This is a genomic window from Cytophagales bacterium (genome assembly GCA_033344775.1).
Classification (GTDB): domain Bacteria; phylum Bacteroidota; class Bacteroidia; order Cytophagales; family Cyclobacteriaceae; genus JAWPMT01.
This window is the reverse complement of the sequence record JAWPMT010000002.1, coordinates 87,443-108,753: the sequence shown is the minus strand read 5'-3', so window position 1 is coordinate 108,753 and position 21,311 is coordinate 87,443. Positions and strand designations below refer to the sequence as shown.

Annotated in this window: 15 protein-coding genes; 11 read left to right on the top strand and 4 right to left on the bottom strand. The window is 43.4% G+C overall.

Going from position 1 to position 21,311, the window contains the following annotated elements; genetic code table 11:
• Positions 1-46 precede the first annotated feature (46 nt).
• On the top strand, positions 47-529 hold the full coding sequence (locus R8G66_05145; protein MDW3191724.1) for a nuclear transport factor 2 family protein: 483 nt from the start codon (positions 47-49) through the stop codon (positions 527-529).
• A 12-nt stretch (positions 530-541) separates the two neighbouring features.
• Here the strand turns inward: R8G66_05145 and R8G66_05140 are convergent, their stop codons facing one another.
• The gene (locus R8G66_05140; GenBank protein MDW3191723.1) at positions 542-892 is read right to left on the bottom strand and encodes a hypothetical protein; all 351 of its coding nucleotides are present in this window, start codon (positions 890-892) and stop codon (positions 542-544) included.
• A 180-nt stretch (positions 893-1,072) separates the two neighbouring features.
• Between R8G66_05140 and R8G66_05135 the strand changes: the two genes are divergently transcribed.
• The 6 genes from R8G66_05135 to R8G66_05110 all read left to right on the top strand — a co-directional run bounded on the left by R8G66_05135 (position 1,073) and on the right by R8G66_05110 (position 12,851).
• On the top strand, positions 1,073-2,017 hold the full coding sequence (locus R8G66_05135) for a hypothetical protein (GenBank protein MDW3191722.1): 945 nt from the start codon (positions 1,073-1,075) through the stop codon (positions 2,015-2,017).
• 173 nt (positions 2,018-2,190) lie between these two features.
• Positions 2,191-3,078 carry an NAD(P)-dependent oxidoreductase gene (locus R8G66_05130; GenBank protein MDW3191721.1) on the top strand — a complete coding sequence of 296 codons (888 nt, stop codon included), beginning with the start codon at positions 2,191-2,193 and terminating at the stop codon, positions 3,076-3,078.
• Positions 3,079-3,455: 377 nt separating this feature from the next.
• Positions 3,456-5,888 carry an ABC transporter permease gene (locus R8G66_05125; protein ID MDW3191720.1) on the top strand — a complete coding sequence of 811 codons (2,433 nt, stop codon included), beginning with the start codon at positions 3,456-3,458 and terminating at the stop codon, positions 5,886-5,888.
• 178 nt (positions 5,889-6,066) lie between these two features.
• Positions 6,067-8,502, top strand: coding sequence for an FtsX-like permease family protein (locus tag R8G66_05120; protein ID MDW3191719.1), 2,436 nt, complete (start codon positions 6,067-6,069; stop codon positions 8,500-8,502).
• A gap of 482 nt (positions 8,503-8,984) precedes the next feature.
• A complete protein-coding gene (gene gyrB / locus R8G66_05115) occupies positions 8,985-10,937 on the top strand; it encodes a DNA topoisomerase (ATP-hydrolyzing) subunit B (GenBank protein ID MDW3191718.1) in 1,953 nt (650 codons plus the stop codon).
• An 84-nt stretch (positions 10,938-11,021) separates the two neighbouring features.
• Positions 11,022-12,851 (top strand): M1 family metallopeptidase, encoded by a 1,830-nt coding sequence (locus R8G66_05110; protein MDW3191717.1) that lies wholly within the window; start codon positions 11,022-11,024, stop codon positions 12,849-12,851.
• Positions 12,852-13,136: 285 nt separating this feature from the next.
• On the opposite strand, the gene R8G66_05105 is transcribed toward R8G66_05110, so the two are convergent.
• Positions 13,137-14,219, bottom strand: a complete 1,083-nt coding sequence (locus R8G66_05105; GenBank protein MDW3191716.1) for a DUF1573 domain-containing protein — start codon at positions 14,217-14,219, stop codon at positions 13,137-13,139.
• A gap of 150 nt (positions 14,220-14,369) precedes the next feature.
• Between R8G66_05105 and trpS the strand changes: the two genes are divergently transcribed.
• Entirely contained in the window at positions 14,370-15,338 is a 969-nt protein-coding gene (gene trpS / locus R8G66_05100; protein MDW3191715.1) for a tryptophan--tRNA ligase, read from the top strand.
• A gap of 151 nt (positions 15,339-15,489) precedes the next feature.
• Here trpS and R8G66_05095 read toward each other — a convergent pair whose 3' ends face one another.
• The gene (locus R8G66_05095) at positions 15,490-15,972 is read right to left on the bottom strand and encodes a hypothetical protein (protein ID MDW3191714.1); all 483 of its coding nucleotides are present in this window, start codon (positions 15,970-15,972) and stop codon (positions 15,490-15,492) included.
• Positions 15,973-16,043: 71 nt separating this feature from the next.
• On the opposite strand from R8G66_05095, the gene R8G66_05090 reads away from it, so the two are divergent.
• The 3 genes from R8G66_05090 to pgi all read left to right on the top strand — a co-directional run bounded on the left by R8G66_05090 (position 16,044) and on the right by pgi (position 20,572).
• The gene (locus tag R8G66_05090; GenBank protein MDW3191713.1) at positions 16,044-17,771 is read left to right on the top strand and encodes a phospho-sugar mutase; all 1,728 of its coding nucleotides are present in this window, start codon (positions 16,044-16,046) and stop codon (positions 17,769-17,771) included.
• A gap of 141 nt (positions 17,772-17,912) precedes the next feature.
• The gene (locus tag R8G66_05085) at positions 17,913-18,884 is read left to right on the top strand and encodes a calcium/sodium antiporter (protein ID MDW3191712.1); all 972 of its coding nucleotides are present in this window, start codon (positions 17,913-17,915) and stop codon (positions 18,882-18,884) included.
• A gap of 35 nt (positions 18,885-18,919) precedes the next feature.
• The gene (gene pgi, locus R8G66_05080) at positions 18,920-20,572 is read left to right on the top strand and encodes a glucose-6-phosphate isomerase (GenBank protein MDW3191711.1); all 1,653 of its coding nucleotides are present in this window, start codon (positions 18,920-18,922) and stop codon (positions 20,570-20,572) included.
• Here the strand turns inward: pgi and R8G66_05075 are convergent.
• Positions 20,559-21,299 (bottom strand): RNA methyltransferase, encoded by a 741-nt coding sequence (locus R8G66_05075; GenBank protein ID MDW3191710.1) that lies wholly within the window; start codon positions 21,297-21,299, stop codon positions 20,559-20,561. The genes pgi and R8G66_05075 overlap by 14 nt on opposite strands.
• Between the last annotated feature and the right edge of the window lie 12 nt (positions 21,300-21,311).

Sequence of the window (21,311 nt, the reverse complement as noted above, 5' to 3'; positions counted from 1 at the left end):
AGGTTTTTTTATGTCTATATCATAAACTTATTTAACCTTTCGAATCATGAAAAGTAGCCTGATCCTCTTTTTTATCTTTACGATTTCAATCATCACTCTTCCAACCATGGCACAAGACCTAACTGCCGACGAAGAAATTGAAGAAAAGACCATCAGTTTACTGAGAACCATTGACCTATTTAACCTCTATTTCAAGAAAGCCGATGCTAATCAACTAGACCCATTACTCGCTGACAGGTACATGCATACCAATGGATCATCAGCTCCCTATACGAAGAAAGTTTGGTTGAATTACATCCGTAGCAGAAAAACTAAATTAGACACCAAAGCACTCGTCATCACCGAATATGGCATGACAGACATTACATTGACTTTTTATGATCAAGTGGCCCTGGTTAATGGAGTGGTCTTTTCAAAAGGGGAAGAAAATGAAGTTCCCTTCGATAAGAAATTCCGAGTTACACACCTATGGGTAATGGAAAATGATCAGTGGAAGAGAGCCGGATTCCACGATGGCAATATCGAATGAATTACGGATATCCTAACGATTGTAAAGCGTCCAATGTACAGCCGCAGTTTCACTTCCCCTGGGTATAGAGGCCGAAACAAACCCTTTATCAGCCAATAACCGGATTTCGTTACCTGGTTTCAGCGTCGTTTCCAGATGCTCGCCCTGGTATTCGAATTTAATGGTCACTACCGCACTCCCTTCTTGATGCCATAGTTTGAAGTCGGTTTGCCTTCCAACCATGAAGAGATTTTCCTCATTTCCTCCTTCAATGATTGTACTGCCAGACACGGTGGCTTTTGGCTCTTGAGGAACTGCTTTAAACGAAAAAACAGTGAATAAGACTGCACAAAGGGTGAGCGTGAATACAAGTTGCTTTTTCATAATAGTCGTATTTGTCAGCAAAATAAGCATAATTCGGAAATCATTGTAGCCAGACCTCTAAAATAGCTTTTCATTAGATTATTATACTCGATCTCGGTTAAGTGTGTGATTAACACTCATTAACGCTGCTTAACCCTGCTCCTCTGTTCAAAGGACTAGTCTTGCATCATGCGAAATGCCATGATCATTCTAGTAAACATGTTGCCGTGCTGGCTATTGTCCCAATGTCCCGACACGAAACAACAGGTTTTGATTGAAACCTATCGATCCGTCGCTGATCACCTTTACGACAGCTATTGGCCCTCCTGGAAAGAGGTCCCGGGGCATTTATTACTGGTTGATGATGAACGTGAATACCTTTTCAACACGTCTTACACCGATTCCACTTTTCAGGATAGCTGTGACGGGATTCCTTCTCGTTCTGCAACCATGAATAAGCACTTTCTGGCCACTTTCCCTTTCATTAACTATCAGCCGACAATCATTATCGGCACTCCCGAAAACACCAATAAGTCTCCATTGGCCTGGACGATCACTTTACTGCACGAGCACTTCCATCAATTACAGTTCTCACATCCAAACTACTATGCCGCACAAAAATCATTGAATCTGGACAAAGGAGATCAGACTGGTATGTGGATGTTGAACCATCCTTTTCCTTATGAGGAGGCTGGTGTGATCTCAAAGATCAATGATATGGCAAAAAACCTGTTGAGCCTATATGAAAATTCCTCAATAGAGGAGGTACTCGTCAGGCACAAAAAGCTAAAAGAAGAACTGAAAACGATCATTGGGGAGGAACACTATCGTTATTTGAACCTGCAGCTCTGGCAGGAAGGTTTTGCACGATTCCAGGAGCTCTCTATACTTACCTATTGGATTGAAAGCTTCGATCAGATTGAACAAGACCGATTTGAAAAAAGTGAATTAGTCAGTTATCTTGAAGATTATCAGTCAAAGATCTTAGCTAGCCTTGAAGACACTCCTATCAATGAAAGTAAAAGGGTTTATTTCTACGCCTTAGGCGCTGCCGAAGCCATGCTGATCAAAGCAGTAAATCCTGAATGGAAATCTGCCTACTTTGATGATTTGTTCAATACTGATCATTTGCTGGTGCAGCATTAACCTCTCGCTAAAGTTTGTGTCCCCATAAACTTTCATACACGCTCCGCCAAAGTTTGTGTCCTCACAAACTTTCAAAAAGCCATAAATATCATCTTCATGTTAGGACTTATATAGAAGCAATATTCTCATAAATGCTTAGGTCTTCCAGATCGAGTAAGGCTTAACTTAGCTACATGGAAAAAGTAGTGATCACAGGAAGCAGTGGCCGAATTGGCCGGGCGCTGCATTGGCAATTGAGTCAACACGCTCAAGTCACCGGCATTGACTTATCTCCTTCCTCTGCCACCACACACATTCAAGATATTACTAATAAAGAAGCCATGCTTCAGCTCTTTGAAGGAGCAACCACAGTGTACCATGCTGCTGCTCTCCATGCGCCCCACGCTGGTGTGGCTACCGACATAAAATTCCATCAAATCAATGTTGAAGCCACGCAAAAAATCTGTGAAGCGGCCATGGCCACGGGTGTCAAACAATTGATTTTTACCAGCACGACCGCACTTTATGGTTATGCCAACTTCGGAAACGATACCTCCACCTGGATCACAGAATCGACTATTCCTCAGCCCAGAACGATCTACCATCGCACCAAAGTAGAAGCTGAAAACTTGCTGAAATCATTGGCTAGTAATCAACTCAAAATACGGGTAATCCGTATGTCTCGTTGCTTTCCAGAGCCTGCTCCTACTATGGCCGTTTATCGCTTGCATCGTGGAGTAGATTACCGGGATGTAGCTTCTGCTCATTTATTAGCAGCCACCACTTCCGATGAAAATCCGTATGATGTATTCGTGATTTCGGGAAGTACCCCTTTTCTTCCTGAGAATTGTGAGGAATTGTATCACGATGCACCTGCTGTCATCCGAAAAAGACAGCCTGAACTAGCTCAGGAATTTGATCGCCGAGGCTGGGTCCTTCCACAATCCATCGACAGAGTATATGATGCTTCATATGCGAAACAAAAATTAGGCTGGGAAAATACCAGAGATGCTTTCAATGTACTGCAGCAGTATGATGAAGGTGATTTTGAGGTGTTGCCGGCGGGTAATTGTAAGACTTAATCCAGGGATTTCTACTTTCTTCTTAATTAAATTTATAAGATTTCAAATAGTCTCAATGAAGATATCTAATAGGTTTCTCTAAAAATTTCCAAAAAACCCTCCATAGTATTAAGTCCAAGACCTTATTCTATTATCAGTTTCATCATTTCTTAGAAAAAGTCAATATCGTCTAGCTACGCAGATTCCCGATAGAATTTGATTCCCCCAGACGGGAATCTGAATCAAATTCTTCGAGAATGAGGATTATTTTTAATAAAAACACAACCTTGTAATGCCAAGTAGTGTATAATACCAGTAATTATGCATTACCGATGCAACCTTTTGAGAGACTTTGGCATCTCATGCATAATCAAAGGTCAAAAAACTCAAAAACTATCATGTTTAAGAACTACGTCACCACCGCATTACGTAACCTACGCAAGCATTCGTTTTACTCCCTGATCAATATCCTGGGGCTATCCATCGGCCTGAGTTGCTTCATCCTGATCGCTGTATATGTGCAGGATGAAATGAGCTATGATCAGATGCACAGTGATCTGGAGCACATCTACCGCATGGATTTTGCTGGTAATATCAATGGCAGTGATTTCAACACGGCACTTGCCAGTGTCCCAGCTGCAGCTACGATGAAAAGTGAGTTTCCAGAGGTTACAGAAACAGTCCGTCTGCGCGGACAGGGAGATCGATTGATCAAATGGAAGAAAAACAACCAGAACTTCAAAGAAGAACTGGTGACGTTTGCCGACCCGAACTTTTTTCAATTCTTTGATTTCAAGGTAATCAGTGGCGACGTTGCTACCATGCTGGAGCGCCCTAACACCATTGCCATTAGTGAAAGCGTAGCTAAAAAGATTTTCGGTGATGAAGACCCAATTGGACAAGAGGTCAGCCTGGACAACCGAACCGACTATGAAGTGACTGGTATTTTCGCCGACATGCCCAGTCAATCGCACATGCACTGGGATTTGATTCTATCTATGGAAGGACTGGAAGAAGCCCGCATGACACAGTGGATGAGCTTTAATTTTCAGACCTACTTAAAGCTACAACCTGGTACTGACCCGAACACCATTAACGCAAAATTCCCGGCATTGATTGAAAAATACATCGGCCCTGAGGTGGAACAATTCATGGGTGCGAGTCTGGAAGAGTTCTATGAAGCGGGTAACAAAGCTGGGTATACACTTTTCCCCATGAAAGACATCCATCTACATTCCGCCAAGCTGGGAGACATTGAAGCCAATGGCGACATGAAGTATGTCTACATCTTTTCGGCCGTTGCTATTTTCATTTTGCTTTTGGCATGCATCAACTTCATGAATCTGGCCACAGCCCGATCTGCCAGCAGAGCCAAGGAAGTAGGGGTTCGCAAAACCATGGGTGCTTATCGTTCAAATCTGATCAAACAATTCCTGGCCGAGGCCATATTGATCTGCCTGATCGCATTCGGTATCTCTGTCGCTTTATCGTCTGCAGTACTGCCCCTATTTGAAGAGCTGTCGGACAAGACCCTGGCGATGGGTCAACTCTTCTCCCCCGTTTTTCTGGGAACCATGATCATCATCATGGTGGTCGTAGGCATGTTGGCAGGTAGCTACCCCGCCTTGTACTTGTCACGTTTCAAGCCTGTAGAAGTGCTGAAAGGAAAATTGAACCTGGGCATGAAAAGCGGTGGTATTCGCAGTGTATTAGTGGTTCTACAATTCAGTATTTCCATCATCATGATCGTAGGTACGGCCATCGTTTTCGATCAGTTGAATTATATCCAGAACAAAAAATTGGGCTTTGACAAAGATCAGGTGATCATGATCCACGATGCCTGGCTGTTGGATGACAACATTAATGCCTTTAAAACAGAGGCTTTGCGCAACAGCAATATCATATCCGGAACCATTGCCAATTTCTTACCCGTGGGCACGACCAATAATAACAACGCCTGGTTTGCTGGTAAAACTACAGGCACTGGAAATACCTATGTTTTCAACAACTACGGTATTGATCTGGATTACATGGAAACGTTGGGAATGGAAATCACGGAAGGTCGAAATTTCTCGGCTGAGTTCCCAGCAGACACAACGAAGGTGCTGATCAATGAAGCGGCGGTTGCTCAACTAGGGTATGAAAAGCCAATTGGTGAATACATCTCCACATTTGGAGGCTCCAGAGAAACCCCGGAAACGATCACCTTTCAAATTATCGGTATCGTTAAAGATTTCCATTTCAACTCAATGAAAAAGGCCATAGATCCGTTGGTATTTACACTGGATGAAAGAAGAGGCTTTGCATCATTCAAGCTGAGTGCGAACAATATAGATCAAACAATCGCTTCTTTGGAGCAAACCTGGGAACAGTTCGCGCCAAGCCAACCATTCGAATATAGTTTCCTGGATGATCGATTCAACCGTATCTACGAAAATGAACAACGGATTGGGGACATCTTTGGTGTGTTTGCCTTCTTATCCATCTTTATCGCCTGCTTGGGTTTATATGGATTAGCCTCCTTCACAGCTGAGCAACGAAGAAAGGAGATTGGTATCCGAAAAGTACTGGGTGCTTCAGTTCCCAGCATATTGGCTCTGCTTTCGAAAGAGTTCATCAAGTTGGTAGTTATCTCCTTTGTACTGGCTGCCCCTGTGGCCTACATCTTCATGAATGAGTGGTTGACCGAATTTGAGTATCGTACGGAATTGAAGCCCCTGACCTTCTTTGTATCAGGTGTGCTGGCATTGTTCATCGCCTGGTTGACCATGAGTTCACAAACTTATTTGGCGGCGAAAGCCAATCCTGCTACTTCTCTAAAAGACGAATAATTATTAAAAGATTTAAAATAATGGAAAGAAAGATTTTTCCGGAATTTCATATCTACCCCACCCCTAAAGGGAGTTATAGCCACTTCCCTTTAGGAAATCCAAGGGTGAATGGATTGAAATACCATGAATCGAAAAATCTTTCCTGAATTTCACTAATTCACCTCCAAACCCAACTATCATGTTCAAGAATTATTTCAACATCGCTGTACGAAGCCTGGCTCGGTATAAGTTCTATTCTTTGCTCAATATCCTTGGATTGTCCATCGGACTGGCCAGCTTCATCCTAATCTCGCTTTTTGTAGTTGATGAACTCTCCTATGATAAGCACATCGCCGGATGGGAAAAGATCCACCGGATCAATTTCCATGCAACATTGAATGGAACGGACCATAATTCTGCTACAGTGGGCTCGCCAACCGCTGCCGCATTGGTGAATGATTATCCTGAAGTACTGGAATCCGTGCGGTTGAATGGACACAGTACTTGGTTCATCCGCAAAAAGGATGACCTGGAGACTTTCAAAGAAGAATACGTTTTAACAGCAGACTCGAATTACTTTGAATTTTTCGGTACGGAATTGATTCACGGAAACGCAAAAACGGCCCTGGTCCGTCCTAACACCATTGCGCTCAGTGAATCCATCGCTAAAAAAGTATTTGGTGATATCAATCCCGTGGGCGAAACGGTAGTATTGGACAACCGAACGGATTATGAAGTAACCGCGGTATACCCAGATCTACCCGGCAGCAGTCACATGCGACATGACATGTTACTCTCGATGAGCACGTTTGAGTGGGTTCGAGGTGGACATTGGCTGAGTACAAACTTCCCAACTTATATCAAATTGAAAGAAGGGGCTACGGCCGAAAGTCTGGAAGCAAAATTCCCTGACATGATTGATCGCTACTGCGCGCCACTAATCAGTCAATTCCTGAACATGAACATGGATGAGTTTCGTGAAAGTGGAAATGCCTTAAATTTCACCTTGACACCCATGGCAGATATTCACCTCCACTCCAATCTGGAGGGCGAAATAGGAGCAAATGGCGACATCAAATACGTCTACATCTTTAGTGCCGTTGGACTGTTCATCCTGCTATTAGCCTGTATCAATTTCATGAATCTATCTACTGCTCGTTCTGCTAAACGTGCCAAAGAGGTCGGTATTCGAAAAGTAATGGGTGCTTACCGACAACAGCTCATCGGACAATTCTTATCAGAAGCCATTCTTCTCAGCATGATCTCCTTCATCCTTGCTTATGGATTGGCCGTATTGACACTCCCTGCCTTCAATCAGATCAGCGGAAAGGCGCTGGTAATGAGTTCAGCACTCTCCCCTTCCTTTATCATACCGATGCTGATCATTATGATCGCAGTTGGGTTATTTGCAGGAAGCTATCCAGCGTTCTATCTCAGCTCCTTCCGACCCGTACAAGTATTGAAAGGAAAAATCGCTCAAGGACTTAAAAGTGGAGCTATTCGAAGCACGCTGGTTGTATTTCAATTCAGCATATCGATCATCATGATCATCGGCACAGCAATTGTATTTGATCAACTTTCCTATATCCAAAATAAGAAAGTAGGGTACGATAAAGATCAGGTGATCATTGTAGAAGACACCTGGCTGTTAAGAGATCAGGCAAGCACCTTTAAAAATGAGTCTGTCCGACATGCTGGAGTCATCAGTAATACGATGACCAACTTTACCGTAACTGGAAACTACAGCAATTCAGACTTGTATTTCAGAAGTCCGGCGGTAGCTTCTGACGAAAGTCAGGTGATCCGAAAGGCGTTCGTTGATTACGATTTTATTAGTACCATGGGTATAGAATTGCTTGATGGAAGAAATTTCTCCAAAACATTTGGGGCAGATTCAGCGGCTGTGCTCATCAATGAAGCAGCTGTGCGTTTATTTGGCTATGAGGATGCTTTAAGTGACAAGCTATACACCTATGGAGGAGAACAAGACGCTCCTACCATAGACGGCTATAACATCATCGGTGTGGTGAAAGATTTCCATTACCAATCGTTAAAAAACAGCATCGAGCCGCTTGTCATTCACTTGAATGAACATGCGAATGGGCAAGCGATGTTTAAGGTTAGCGGAAGTGATGTAGATGGGACATTAGCACACATTGAGCAAGCTTGGGAAGATGTTGTCCCCGGGCAACCCTTTGCTTACAGCTTTTTGGATCAGAAATTTAAGGCACTCTATGAGAATGAAAAACGAACAGGCGATGTATTCGGTGTGTTTGCTTTCTTATCCATTTTCATTGCGTGTCTAGGGCTTTTTGGACTGGCATCATTCACTGCCGAACAACGCACTAAAGAAATAGGCATTCGCAAAGTGCTTGGCGCATCCATAGCAGGTATCATCACCTTGTTGTCCAAAGAGTTCATCAAATTGGTGATCATTGCCTTCGTTCTTGCCGCTCCGATCTCCTACTATTTTATGGATCAGTGGTTGACAGATTTCGAATATCGCACCACGCTAAAACCCCTAACATTCATCGTCTCTGGAATCGTGGCACTGGTCATTGCCTGGTTGACCATGGGTTCGCAATCCTATATGGCTGCCAAGGCGGATCCCGCGAAATCTTTGAAGGATGAATGATTTGGTAATGAATTAAGGGTCCGTCATAGTAAAGTCATGAATTAATCCGATAGTAAATATTAGAACAGAATGTTAAATAGATTGCTTCGTAAAACTCGCAATGACGGTCCTTTCCACTTAATTCATCTGAGTTTCAAATAAGTACAACTAAAAAACTGAATCTATGAAAATATTACTCTGGTTCATCTTACTGGTACTGTGCTGGCCTTTAGCACTTGCACTGTTGATATTTTATCCAATTATTTGGCTGCTATTACTCCCCTTTCGCATCCTGGGATTTGCCGTAGAAGGCGTTCTAAGCTTCATCAAAGCAATCTTTTTATTGCCCTCCAGAATACTGCGATAACGGCCTTCTATTTCAATAATTTGTAACGCAAGAAAAGACAAGTCCAGCCGCTTGTCTTTTCTTGTTTTTGTCCCTCAATTTTATCCCTCCGGTGGAGGATAAATTGATTAATTTTGTGTGTTTTGAAATACACAATATGGCAGACGAAACCCCGCAGCAGAAAGGCGATTATTCAGCGAGTAACATACAGGTTCTGGAAGGACTTGAAGCGGTCCGAAAAAGGCCCGCGATGTACATTGGAGATGTAGGGATAAAAGGACTTCACCACCTGATCTGGGAGGTAGTTGACAATTCCGTCGATGAAGCCCTGGCCGGACACTGCGATCACATCAAAGTAGAAATCAATACGGATAATTCCATTACTGTTAAAGATAATGGTCGAGGTATTCCAACCGATATGCACCCCAAGGAGAACAAGTCGGCCCTCGAAGTTGTAATGACTGTCCTGCACGCCGGTGGTAAGTTTGACAAAGACACCTACAAGGTATCAGGGGGTCTTCACGGCGTAGGCGTATCCTGTGTGAATGCCCTTTCTATTGATCTTACCGCCACTGTTCACAGAAATGGCAAGATCCATCAACAGTCTTACAGCCGAGGTATACCTCAGGGACCTGTTGAAGTCATCGGTGATACGGATATTACCGGAACCACGGTTCACTTCATGCCTGATAAGGAGATATTTACTGAATCGGTATATATCTATTCAAAAGTCGCTTCCCGTCTCCGTGAGTTGTCCTTCCTGAACTCAGGAATTCGAATTGACCTGACCGATCACCGGGAGTTAGAGGATGGCAAGCCAATGTTCGAAGAATTCTATTCTGAAGGCGGCCTGGCCGAATTTGTTGAGTACCTGGATGATACCCGTGAAAAACTGATTCAGAAACCTATTTTCATTGAAGGAGAAAAAGCTGGCATTCCCGTGCAAGTGGCGATGAATTACAATACTTCTTTCTCGGAAAATGTGGTTTCCTATGTCAACAACATCAATACCATTGAAGGTGGTACGCACGTTGCTGGTTTCAGAAGGGCTTTAACAAGAACTTTGAAGTCATACGCCGATAAGTCAGGACTCTTAGAAAAAGTAAAGGTAGAGATCAGCGGAGATGACTTCCGTGAAGGCCTTACTTCCGTCATTTCGGTAAAAGTCGCTGAACCGCAATTTGAAGGTCAGACCAAGACGAAACTCGGTAACTCCGATGTGAGCGGGGCCGTGGATTCTTGTGTTTCTGATATGCTCAATGAGTTTCTGGAGGAAAATCCAAGAGAAGCTAAACAAATTGTGCAGAAAGTCATTTTAGCTGCTCAAGCCAGACATGCCGCCCGCAAGGCCCGCGAGATGGTCCAGCGTAAAAACGTGCTTTCAGGAACGGGCTTACCGGGAAAACTAGCTGACTGCTCTGAAAAAGACCCTGCCGTTTGCGAAATCTATCTGGTAGAGGGTGACTCTGCAGGTGGTTCTGCCAAGCAAGGCCGTGATCGAAAATTCCAGGCCATCCTACCCTTAAGGGGAAAGATCCTGAACGTAGAAAAGGCGCAGGAGCACAAGATCTATGACAATGAGGAGATCAAAAATATGATCACCGCATTGGGCGTGTCATTTGGCACCGAAGATGACGAAAAAGCCTTGAACACCGTGAAGCTACGCTATCACAAGATCATCATCATGACGGATGCGGACGTTGACGGTAGTCACATTCGAACCCTGATCCTGACCTTCTTCTTCCGCTACATGCGTGAATTGGTTGAAAAGGGATTTGTATATATCGCTTTGCCTCCTCTCTATTTGGTGAAAAAGGGGAAAACAGAACGATATGCCTGGAGTGATGACGATCGGGATAATGTGATCAATCAAATCGCCCCGGAAAAAGCTGAATCTGTGAATGTTCAGCGATATAAGGGTCTTGGAGAGATGAACCCTGAGCAGCTTTGGAGCACGACCATGAATCCTGAAAACAGAAGCTTGAAGCAAGTAACCATTGAGTCTGCAGCAGAAGCTGATCACTTGTTCTCGATGCTAATGGGCGATGAGGTTGCTCCTCGTAGAGAGTTTATCGAACAAAACGCAAAATATGCGAATGTAGACGTTTGATCCGTAGCAATCGCTTTTCAAATTATTAGACCACTTAACCTAGTTTAATGAGCGCCTTGAGCGCTCATTTTATATCTTTTCCCCATGAACATGATAAAGAAACACTACCTTTTGATGGTCGTGCTATGCACGATTTCACTAAGTAGTTTTTCACAGGCCTACTGGCAGCAGGCCGTGAACTACAAAATGGACATTGATTTCAATGTAAAAACCAATCAATTTACAGGGACCCAGGAATTAACCTATACCAACAATTCACCTGATACCCTCAATAAGGTTTTTTATCACCTTTATTTCAATGCCTTTCAACCCAACAGTTTGATGGATGTCAGAAGCCGATCCATTGAAGATCCGGACAGAAGAGTTCAGGATAGGATCTCCAAGCTATCTGAGGAAGAAATTGGCTACCACAAAGTCACTTCTCTAAAGCAAAACGGATCAGATCTTTCATATGAAGTGGAAGGCACCGTCCTCGAAGTGATGCTCAATGAAGCGATCCTTCCAGGCGCCACAGCTACATTCAACATGGAATTTAACAGCCAGGTGCCCGCGCAGATTCGAAGAAGCGGTCGGGATAACAGAGAGGGCATTCGTTACTCCATGTCTCAGTGGTACCCGAAAATGGCTGAATATGATGAAAAAGGATGGCATGCTCACCCATATGTTGGCCGTGAATTCTATGCCCCATGGGGAGATTTCGAAGTAAACATCACCATCGACAAGAAGTATGTCATTGGAGGAACAGGACTCCTGCAAAATGCTGATGAGATTGGAAAAGGATACCTTCCTGAAGGAACCAAACCTAAGAAAATGAAAGGCAAAACCCTGACCTGGAGATGGAAAGCAGAAAATGTGCATGACTTCATGTGGGCTGCAGATCCCGATTACATCCATACGACAGCACAAGTACCAAACGGCCCTACCCTGCACTTCTTTTATCAGGGAGATACATTGACTGAAAATTGGGAAGCGCTGCCTGAATACACCATTAAGGCCTTCCAGTACATTAGCGAAAACTTTGGAGAGTATCCTTTCCCGCAATATTCGGTCATCCAGGGTGGTGATGGTGGAATGGAATATCCCATGGCAACCTTAATCACTGGTCACCGATCGATCAGAAGCCTGGTAGGCGTTACCGTCCATGAAGCACTTCACAGTTGGTATCAAGGGCTCCTGGCCACCAATGAGAGTTATTACGCCTGGATGGACGAAGGCTATACCAGTTATGCCACGAGCCTTACCATGACGCATCTGTTCGGAGGCAATAATGCAAGAGCACTGGAAGGCAATTACAGAGGTTATTTCGCGATTGCGAAAAGTGGCAAGGAGGAACCATTGAGCACGCACGCTGACCACTTCATGACCAATTTCGCTTATGGTGCAGGCGCCTACTCTAAAGGTGCGGTAAGTGTAGCACAATTAGGCTACATCATTGGCGAAGAATATATAAACAAAGGGCTGAAACGATACTATTATCAATGGCGCTTCAAGCATCCTGATCTCAACGATTTTGTAAGAGTAATGGAAAAAACCACTGGTCTGGAATTGGATTGGTACTACGAGTATTGGGTAAATTCTACGCACCAAATCGATTATGCAGTCGCCAATGTCCGAAATGAGGGAGACAACCTGGCTTTCACTATTGAGAAACAAGGTGTAATGCCCATGCCTGTTGATGTTCAGGTGACCATGAAAGACGGTTCTGTTTCTAACCTTTATATTCCTTTGGATCTGATGCGAGGTGAAAAACCAGTTGCTGATGATGTGAAGGTGCTGGATGACTGGGGATGGACTTACAACAGCTACGAAGTAAGTATTCCTGGAAGTATGGATAATGTGCAATCAATTGAGATCGACGCCAGCAAGAAAATGGCGGATATTGATCGAGACGATAATACCTGGGAAGGAAACTGATTATTGAGTTTCAACCCTAATAAGAGAGAGCCACTGGTATTGAATCAGTGGCTTTTTTTATTTTCTGATGACACGTACATAAACTTAACTATCGAGAATGCGATTGATCGATCCTGTTAGATCTTACTTAAGCCCAAGAAATTGAATGATATAAGAGGCGGTCAGGAGCGAACAAAAAATACACTCAAAGGATTGATTTCACAGGAAGATAAAAGTCTTCAACATTAAAAATCCCGGCACGAAGGCCGGGATATAAGATTATTTTCCTTAGTATTTCTTCGAATATTAAGTCCTGGGCACTTCTGCTCTCAATGAAAGTACTTGTGTTGGCGCAGTAGGGTCATTACTAAATACCGTTACGGTCTTGTACTGACGCCCTCTCCTGCCCTTCGAGTCAAATTTCACTTTCATTTTTACGGTTTCTCCGGGTTTGATATCTTCTTTTTCCAGATCAACCACCGTGCAACCACAATTTGATTTCGCCAATCGGATATTCAAGGACTCACGACCATTATTGGTCAACAGAAACTCAGTCTCAGCAGCCGCATCTTTGGCCATCTTACCAAAATTATGAGCTGTTTTATCAAACGCTAATCGAGGCGCTTTCGCCAAATCCTCATCACTCATCGGCGGAAAATATTCTACTACTGTGCTGAGTACATTGAATTGCTTCCTGTTTTTACCTTCCTCTTCCGAAGTATATAATGATATTCTAGATGAGTTAAATCCGAATTCTGCTACCTGACTCGGATCATATGTGATCCAAATCTTACCTTTTTCCTTAGGTGCCAATGAAACAGGTTCATAAGCTACCTGAATAAACTGAGGAGATGCTCCTTTATCCTCCAGGAAAGCAATGGTTTCTTCGCTATCATTATAAACATCAAATGACTTTCTGATGGGTTCATGATTTTTGATCGTTCCAAAATTGAAAGAACGATACTGCACCCTGATACCGTCCATTTTTGTAGGCAGGTCATCCGCAATGGTTCTCGGTTTCGGGTTGACAGTCCCTTTGATAAAAAGTGTTTTCTTCAACGTGGGAATAGAAGTAGTCACTTTGAGGCTTTTTCTAAAAGCACCTGGGCGATTCTTAGGATCATACCGCGCCATGATAAATCCGGACTCACCTGGTGCTACAGGTTCTTTGGACCAATCCGGGGTGGTACAACCACAAGAAGCCTGAACCCTGAGAATGGTCACGGGCTCAAGTCCCCTATTGACGAACGTGAATTTATGATCCACCGGACCTTCTAATTCTTCGACGGTCCCGAAATCAAAATCTGGATTATCAAAATCTAAACTTTCTTGTGCAAATGCCTGACATACTACGAAGACTGCAAACAATGCGCTAATTAAGCTTTTCATACTTCTGAAATAAAACTTTTGGTAAATCTAATAACGTGAACTTCGAGGATTTAATATTTCTGCGTCTTTTAAGCTTCATTAACATCAAACGTGGCGATAGTATGAAGGTTGAATTCAATTTATTGATAGGTTTGCGCAAAAATCTGAAGCATGGCACGTATTCTTACCGGAATTCAAAGTTCGGGCAAACCTCATCTGGGAAATTTATTAGGCGCTATCCTCCCTGCAATCGAGTTGTCCAAAGACTCTAAGAATGAGTCATTCTTCTTTATTGCCGACATGCATTCGTTGACCAGTCTCAAAGATGCCGAGATGCGGATCATGAATACACGAGCAGTTGCCGCTGCATGGATTGCCTTCGGATTTGATATCGACAACAACCTTTTCTATCGTCAGTCGAAAGTACCCATCGTTACAGAACTTGCCTGGTACCTCAATTGCTTTGCTCCGTACCCAATGCTGGCAAATGCGCACTCTTTCAAGGACAAGGCGGATAAACTGGCAGATGTGAATGGAGGCATTTTCACCTATCCGGTTTTGATGGCAGCGGACATTCTGTTGTACGATGCCAACATCGTTCCGGTAGGAAAAGACCAGAAGCAACATCTCGAAATGACCCGGGTTATTGCTAAGGCCTTCAACCGAGAATACGGTGAGATTTTCGTAATACCGGAAGAAAAGATCAATGAAGAATTGATGACCATACCCGGAACAGACGGCAAAAAGATGAGTAAATCGTATGGCAACATCATCGATATATTCCTTCCCGAGAAAAAGCTACGGAAAAATGTGATGCAGATCGTTACCGATAGCACACCGATGGAAGCACCAAAAAATCCAGATACTTGTAATGTTTTCCAACTCTACAAATTGCTGGCAGACGATTCACAAACGGAGGTAATGGCCAACAATTACCGAGGAGGGAATTATGGCTATGGCCATGCGAAACAAGCTTTATTTGAGCTGATCATGGATAAGTATGCCGGGCCAAGGGCGGAATACGATCGATTGATGGATGACGTAGCTGAGTTAGAGAATGCGCTTCAAAAGGGAGAGGAGAAAGCCATGGTTGTCGCTTCTGGTGTACTTGACAGAGCTAAATCCAAGTTGGGATTTTAGTTTAACACTTTAATACCAAGGGAAGACATAATATTTCAGTTTGCCTTGACTTAGCCAAGTATTCTGCCCCCCCTACACAGCTGTCCTTGTCTGAAAAGGGAACTTCAAAATGAGTAATTGATTATATAAATCCTTAATGGGGCGAGTGAAACTAGCTTGCTATCCAGACTGTTTCCTTGAATTCACTTTTCTCACCTTGAAGGATCAGTCGCGTCGGTCCTGGAATCAAAACCAGCCTGGCTTTGACGCCCGGAAAATCGTCCGCTTCTACGATGATTCCCTGATCATTTTCAACATCATAAACCACTCGATCATTAGAACTCCTTAGATATGCTGATGCCATGTATGCACTGGGCAACAATACTTCATTGTCCGGACAGTACTCATCATGTACGTTAAAGAGTACCTCTTCGACATACGTACCATACGTAAGTTGAAAATTCTCTTCCATCGTGTGTATCTCGGCAAGTACAGCATCATACTGTGGTTCTTGCACGTCAAATCTTGTGAGTTCGATTTTCTTTTCAGCGATCTCAACAAAAGCTTGATTTAGTTTTTCTATATTCATACCCGGAAAAAAAGTACCGAAAACGTTTTCATTGGCAAATTTTATAAGAATTTCAATAATTCTCATAGAAAAAATGAAAATTTCAATCCAATAACGAAATACAATCCTTGTTCTGATAAATTCATAATTAAAATTCGATGAATCTAGTTGAAAAAGCCGATAAATGGTTGAAAAGTGAAAAGGTTGACGCGCAAACGAAATCAACCATCGAGGAAATGATCTCCGCTTCTGACGACTCTTTATTAACAGAGTGCTTTTATAAAGACCTTGAGTTTGGAACGGGTGGTCTGCGTGGCATCATGGGAGTCGGCAGCAACCGCATGAATAAATACACGATCGGAATGGCCACTCAGGGCCTTGCCAACTACTTAAAAAAGACCTTTCAGAACGAGCCAATCAAAGTAGCGATTGCACACGATAGCCGAAACAATAGTAGATTCTTCGCAGAAACAACCGCCGAAATATTTTCAGGAAATGACATTGAGGTATTTCTCTTTGAGGAACTTAGACCTACTCCTCAATTGTCTTATGCAATCCGTAAACTGGGTTGTAAGAGTGGTGTGGTAGTTACGGCCTCACACAACCCGAAAGAATACAATGGCTACAAAGCCTATTGGGAAGATGGGGCACAGATCATTCCTCCGCACGATAAAAATGTGATTGATGAAGTTGGAGCAATTACCTCTATCGACGATGTGATCTTTGAGCCTAAATCCGAATTGATCAAATCCATTGGGAAAGAAATTGATGATGATTATTTGGAGATGATCGCCGGCTTGTCATTATCTCCTGAGGCCATCGCATCCAACAAGGACCTCAAGATTGTGTTTTCTTCTATCCACGGAACGGGCATTACCCTGGTCCCACCTATTTTGGAAAAGCTGGGATTTGAAAATGTCCATGTCGTTCAAGAACAAGCGGAGGCCGACGGAAACTTCCCGACAGTGGTCTACCCTAACCCGGAAGAGGCTGAAGCGCTTTCAATTGCATTGACACAAGCCAAGGAATTAGATGCCGACCTTGTAATGGCCACAGACCCGGATTCTGATAGGGTTGGAATAGCGGTCAAAAACAATGAAGGTGATTTCCAACTGCTCAATGGTAATCAGACAGGTTCTTTACTGATTTACTACCTATTGCGAAAGTGGAAAGATAATGGTAAGATCGATGGAAAACAGTATGTCGTAAAGACCATTGTTACCACGGACTTAATCGTGAAGATTGCCGATAGTTTTGGGGTAGGATCTTACGAAACCCTCACCGGTTTCAAATACATCGCGGCATTGATCCGTGAATTGGAAGGCAAAGAAAAATTCATTGGAGGTGGCGAAGAAAGCTATGGATATCTCATCGGCGACGAGGTGCGAGATAAAGATGCCATAGCGAGTTGTGCCATGATTGCGGAGATGACGGCCTGGGCCAAAAGTGAGGGTAAGTCCTTGTTTGACCTGTTAGTCGACATAGCCAAAACTTACGGGTTGTATGTAGAATCGCTCAAATCGGTCACTAAGAAAGGAAAATCCGGTGCGGAAGAAATCAAAAGCATGATGGAAACCTTCCGAAGCAACCCTCCGGCTTCACTGGGTGGCCAAAAAGTGACGGTATTGAAAGACTACAGCACTGGCATCAGTAAAGAACTGGCTACCGGAAATGAAGCGACGATGAACTTCCCAAAATCCAATGTTTTGCAATTTATCACGGAAAATGGTGGAAAAATTTCAGTGAGGCCCTCTGGAACTGAACCAAAAATCAAATTCTATTTTTCTGTCAATAAAGAGGGAATTAGCGGATTAGAAGACTATTTTTCTTCTATTGAGGAACTAAAAGAAGTCATTGGAAACATGACGGAAGCACTGGATAACTGAAAAATCCATTCTTTCTCATGGAAATTAGACAACAGAATGTTTAATTTGCGAGGATTTTGAAAACATATTCTGGAAATAATTATATTTCAAAATCTGTAAATTCGCTGAATTACATTAATCGCTAACACTAACCGATTCGCCTTGGGGATCTTTGTTAATTTACTACTGGTAGCTGTAGGATTTGTCCTCCTCATAAAAGGAGCCGATTTTCTTGTAAACGGTGCATCCAGTCTTGCTAAGCGCTTTAATATATCTGACATTGCCATCGGACTGACCGTGGTAGCGATGGGCACCTCTGCCCCTGAACTTGTAGTTAACATCATATCAGGTGGAACTGAGAACCATGACCTGGTTTTCGGAAACATCATTGGTTCCAATATCTTCAATATCTTTCTGATTCTCGGGGTATCCAGTGTGATCTACCCGTTGACGGTTCAGAAAAATGCGCTGTGGAAAGAAATTCCTTACAGCTTAATTGCCACTGTCATGTTCTTCATTCTGGTCAATGATCAGCTCTTTTTCGAAAGAGATACGAGTTCTCTCGGCCTTTATGATGGAGTTGTATTGATAGGTATGTTCATCGGATTTCTGGTTTACATCTTCCTGAACTTACAACGCAATCCTGATTCTGAAGATGATGAAGAGATCGTCATGTTCGGTAGTGTAAAAACGACCATCATGATTGTTTTGGGAATTGCAGGTCTTGTCTTTGGCGGACGTATGATTGTTGACAATGCCGTTGAGATCGCAGAATATTACCACGTAAGTAAGAAGTTAATCGGGTTGACCATTTTAGCAGCGGGCACTTCACTTCCGGAATTGGCCACTTCAGCAGTTGCGGCATTCCACAAGAAATCGGATTTGGCTGTAGGAAACATTGTTGGTTCTAATATCTTCAACTTGTTATTGGTGCTCGGAATGACTTCCATCATTCACAGTCCATTAAATTATTCACCAGAACTGAATATTGATCTTTCTCTGGTCATGATTGGAACCTTGCTGCTGTTCGTTTTCATGTTCACTTTCAACAAGTACAAACTGGACCGAGCAGAAGGAATCTTATATCTTCTCGGATTTTTGGCCTACACGTACTACTTATTCGTCAGGTTATAAGTTTAATTTGCCGCTAATTCTGGCAATCGACTACCATGCTTCCACGTATTAATCCCGGAGAGAAAGCCGCCTGGAAGGCGCTATCATCTCACTATGACACCATAAAAAATAAACGACTAAGTGCGTTCTTCGAAGAAGACGCTAGTCGTTTTGATACATTGAATTTCCAATTCGAGGATTTCCTCTTCGATTTCTCCAAGCATTTCATCACAAAAGAGACATTGGATCTTTTTGAGCAGCTGGCTAAAGAAACCGGATTGGTAGCAGCCAAAAAAGCCATGTTTGCGGGCGAACCTATCAATCAAACCGAGGGACGCGCTGTATTACATGTCGCACTACGAAAAATTTCAGGTGGCAGCATCGAAGTTGACGGAGCAGATGTAATCCCGAAGGTGAAGGACGTTCTCCAACAGATCAAAACTTTCACCGAACAATTACACGGAGGTGCATGGAAGGGATATAATGGTAAAAAAATCACCGATATCGTCAATATTGGTATAGGTGGATCGGACTTAGGTCCTTTTATGGTGACCAAGGCGCTTAAGCCTTACCAGGTAGCGGGTATCAATGCCCATTTTGTTTCTAATGTAGATGCATCCGACTTACTGGAAAAAGTCAATGACCTGAATCCGGAAACGACGCTGTTCATCATTGCTTCAAAGACCTTCACAACTCAGGAAACAATGACCAATGCCACGTCTGCACGGGACTGGTTCCTGAAAACAGCGGGCGACATGTCGCATGTCAGCAAGCACTTTGTGGCGGTATCTACCAATGCCGAGAAAGTTGCTGAATTCGGGATCGACACCCAGAACATGTTTGAGTTCTGGAACTGGGTCGGTGGTCGTTATTCCTTGTGGTCAGCCATTGGATTGAGTATTGCCTGTGCGGTTGGGTATGATCACTTCGAAGACTTATTGAAAGGTGCCGAGGCCATGGACAATCATTTCCTGGAAAATGATGACGTTGCCGCGAATATCCCAACCTTCATGGCCATGCTTGGAGTTTGGTACAACAATTTCTTTGGGGCCGAAACACAGGCCATCCTACCCTATGATCACTTACTGAGCCACTTCAGCCGCTACTTACAGCAGGGGGATATGGAAAGTAATGGTAAGGGTATTGACCGGAACGGACTTCCTATTAAACATCAGAGTGGTCCTATCATCTGGGGAGAGCCTGGCACCAACGGTCAACACGCCTTCTATCAGTTGATCCATCAAGGAACCAAATTGATCCCCTGTGATTTCATCGCAGCCGCACAACCACCACACGAACTGGTTGATCATCAGGATAAGTTGATTGCCAACTTCATCGCACAGACTGAAGCATTGATGATCGGGAAGAGTGAAACCGAAGTTCGCGCAGAATTGGAAGGCAAAGGCATGTCCGCTGAAGAAATCGAAAAGATTCTGCCTTTCAAAGTTTTCGAAGGAAATAAGCCCACGACAAGCATCTTGATGAAGAAGCTCACTCCAAGGGCTTTAGGGTCTTTGATCGCATTGTACGAACACAAAATTTTCGTCCAAGGGATCATTTGGAATATTTTCAGCTTTGACCAATGGGGTGTCGAATTAGGCAAGCAACTGGCCGGAGCCATTTTGAAAGACATTCACGGTGAGGATTCCAAACACGACAGTTCTACTTCAGGCCTGATCAAACAATACCTGGCCTTCAAACAGGCGTAGCACGCATCGCATATAAAAGAATCGTAGTAGCCATTGCCACATTAAGGGACTCTGCTCCGCCGAATTGGGTGATGGCTATTTTATTTTTGACAAAAGGAAGTAGAGGTTCACGTATGCCATGGGATTCGCTGCCTAGCAGATAAGCTGCCTCTTCTGGTAGCGGCATGCCTTCCATAGGCTTTCCTCCCAACAACATGCCATACACGGGCAGTTCCGGCCGATCTGAAAGGTAGGATTCCAGATTCATATAATGTGGTACCAGTCGTGTAAAAGAACCCATGGTGGCCGCCAATGTTTTAGGATTATAACAATCAGCACAATCAGGAGAACAGATCAGGGTTTTGAAACCAAACCAATCCATGCTCCGAATAATCGTTCCTAAATTACCAGGATCCCTGACTCCATCCAGAATGATCCTTGGTCCCTCTTCTTGTAATTCATGATCAATGATGGGCGCCACCGCCACTCCTGTATTATTTGACTGAAAAGAACTTATGCCTTCCAACGTTCGCTGGTTTACTGATTCAAAAGAAACATCAGTCAGCAAGGCATTTTTCTCAAGCCAGATCCCGAAGGATTCCGTACCAATCACCTGTTCAATGGGAAGTCCCGACTTCAACGCTTCCTCTATTCCTTTCCTACCCTCAATGACATAGTACTTTTCCTGCTGACGATATTTTTTTAATTTCAGTGATTTGATGAATTTTAAGCTGCTTTTAGTGACCATAGTTTGAGGAGA

Excerpts from the sequence above, each read along its gene's own strand:
- R8G66_05105 (MDW3191716.1), bottom strand. The coding sequence starts at position 14,219 with ATGAAAAGCTTAATTAGCGCATTGTTTGCAGTCTTCGTAGTATGTCAG.
- R8G66_05095 (MDW3191714.1), bottom strand. The coding sequence starts at position 15,972 with ATGAGAATTATTGAAATTCTTATAAAATTTGCCAATGAAAACGTTTTC.
- R8G66_05125 (MDW3191720.1), top strand. The coding sequence starts at position 3,456 with ATGTTTAAGAACTACGTCACCACCGCATTACGTAACCTACGCAAGCAT.
- R8G66_05140 (MDW3191723.1), bottom strand. The coding sequence starts at position 892 with ATGAAAAAGCAACTTGTATTCACGCTCACCCTTTGTGCAGTCTTATTC.
- R8G66_05145 (MDW3191724.1), top strand. The coding sequence starts at position 47 with ATGAAAAGTAGCCTGATCCTCTTTTTTATCTTTACGATTTCAATCATC.
- gyrB (MDW3191718.1), top strand. The coding sequence starts at position 8,985 with ATGGCAGACGAAACCCCGCAGCAGAAAGGCGATTATTCAGCGAGTAAC.
- pgi (MDW3191711.1), top strand. The coding sequence starts at position 18,920 with ATGCTTCCACGTATTAATCCCGGAGAGAAAGCCGCCTGGAAGGCGCTA.
- trpS (MDW3191715.1), top strand. The coding sequence starts at position 14,370 with ATGGCACGTATTCTTACCGGAATTCAAAGTTCGGGCAAACCTCATCTG.
- R8G66_05075 (MDW3191710.1), bottom strand. The coding sequence starts at position 21,299 with ATGGTCACTAAAAGCAGCTTAAAATTCATCAAATCACTGAAATTAAAA.
- R8G66_05130 (MDW3191721.1), top strand. The coding sequence starts at position 2,191 with ATGGAAAAAGTAGTGATCACAGGAAGCAGTGGCCGAATTGGCCGGGCG.
- R8G66_05135 (MDW3191722.1), top strand. The coding sequence starts at position 1,073 with ATGATCATTCTAGTAAACATGTTGCCGTGCTGGCTATTGTCCCAATGT.
- R8G66_05110 (MDW3191717.1), top strand. The coding sequence starts at position 11,022 with ATGAACATGATAAAGAAACACTACCTTTTGATGGTCGTGCTATGCACG.
- R8G66_05090 (MDW3191713.1), top strand. The coding sequence starts at position 16,044 with ATGAATCTAGTTGAAAAAGCCGATAAATGGTTGAAAAGTGAAAAGGTT.
- R8G66_05120 (MDW3191719.1), top strand. The coding sequence starts at position 6,067 with ATGTTCAAGAATTATTTCAACATCGCTGTACGAAGCCTGGCTCGGTAT.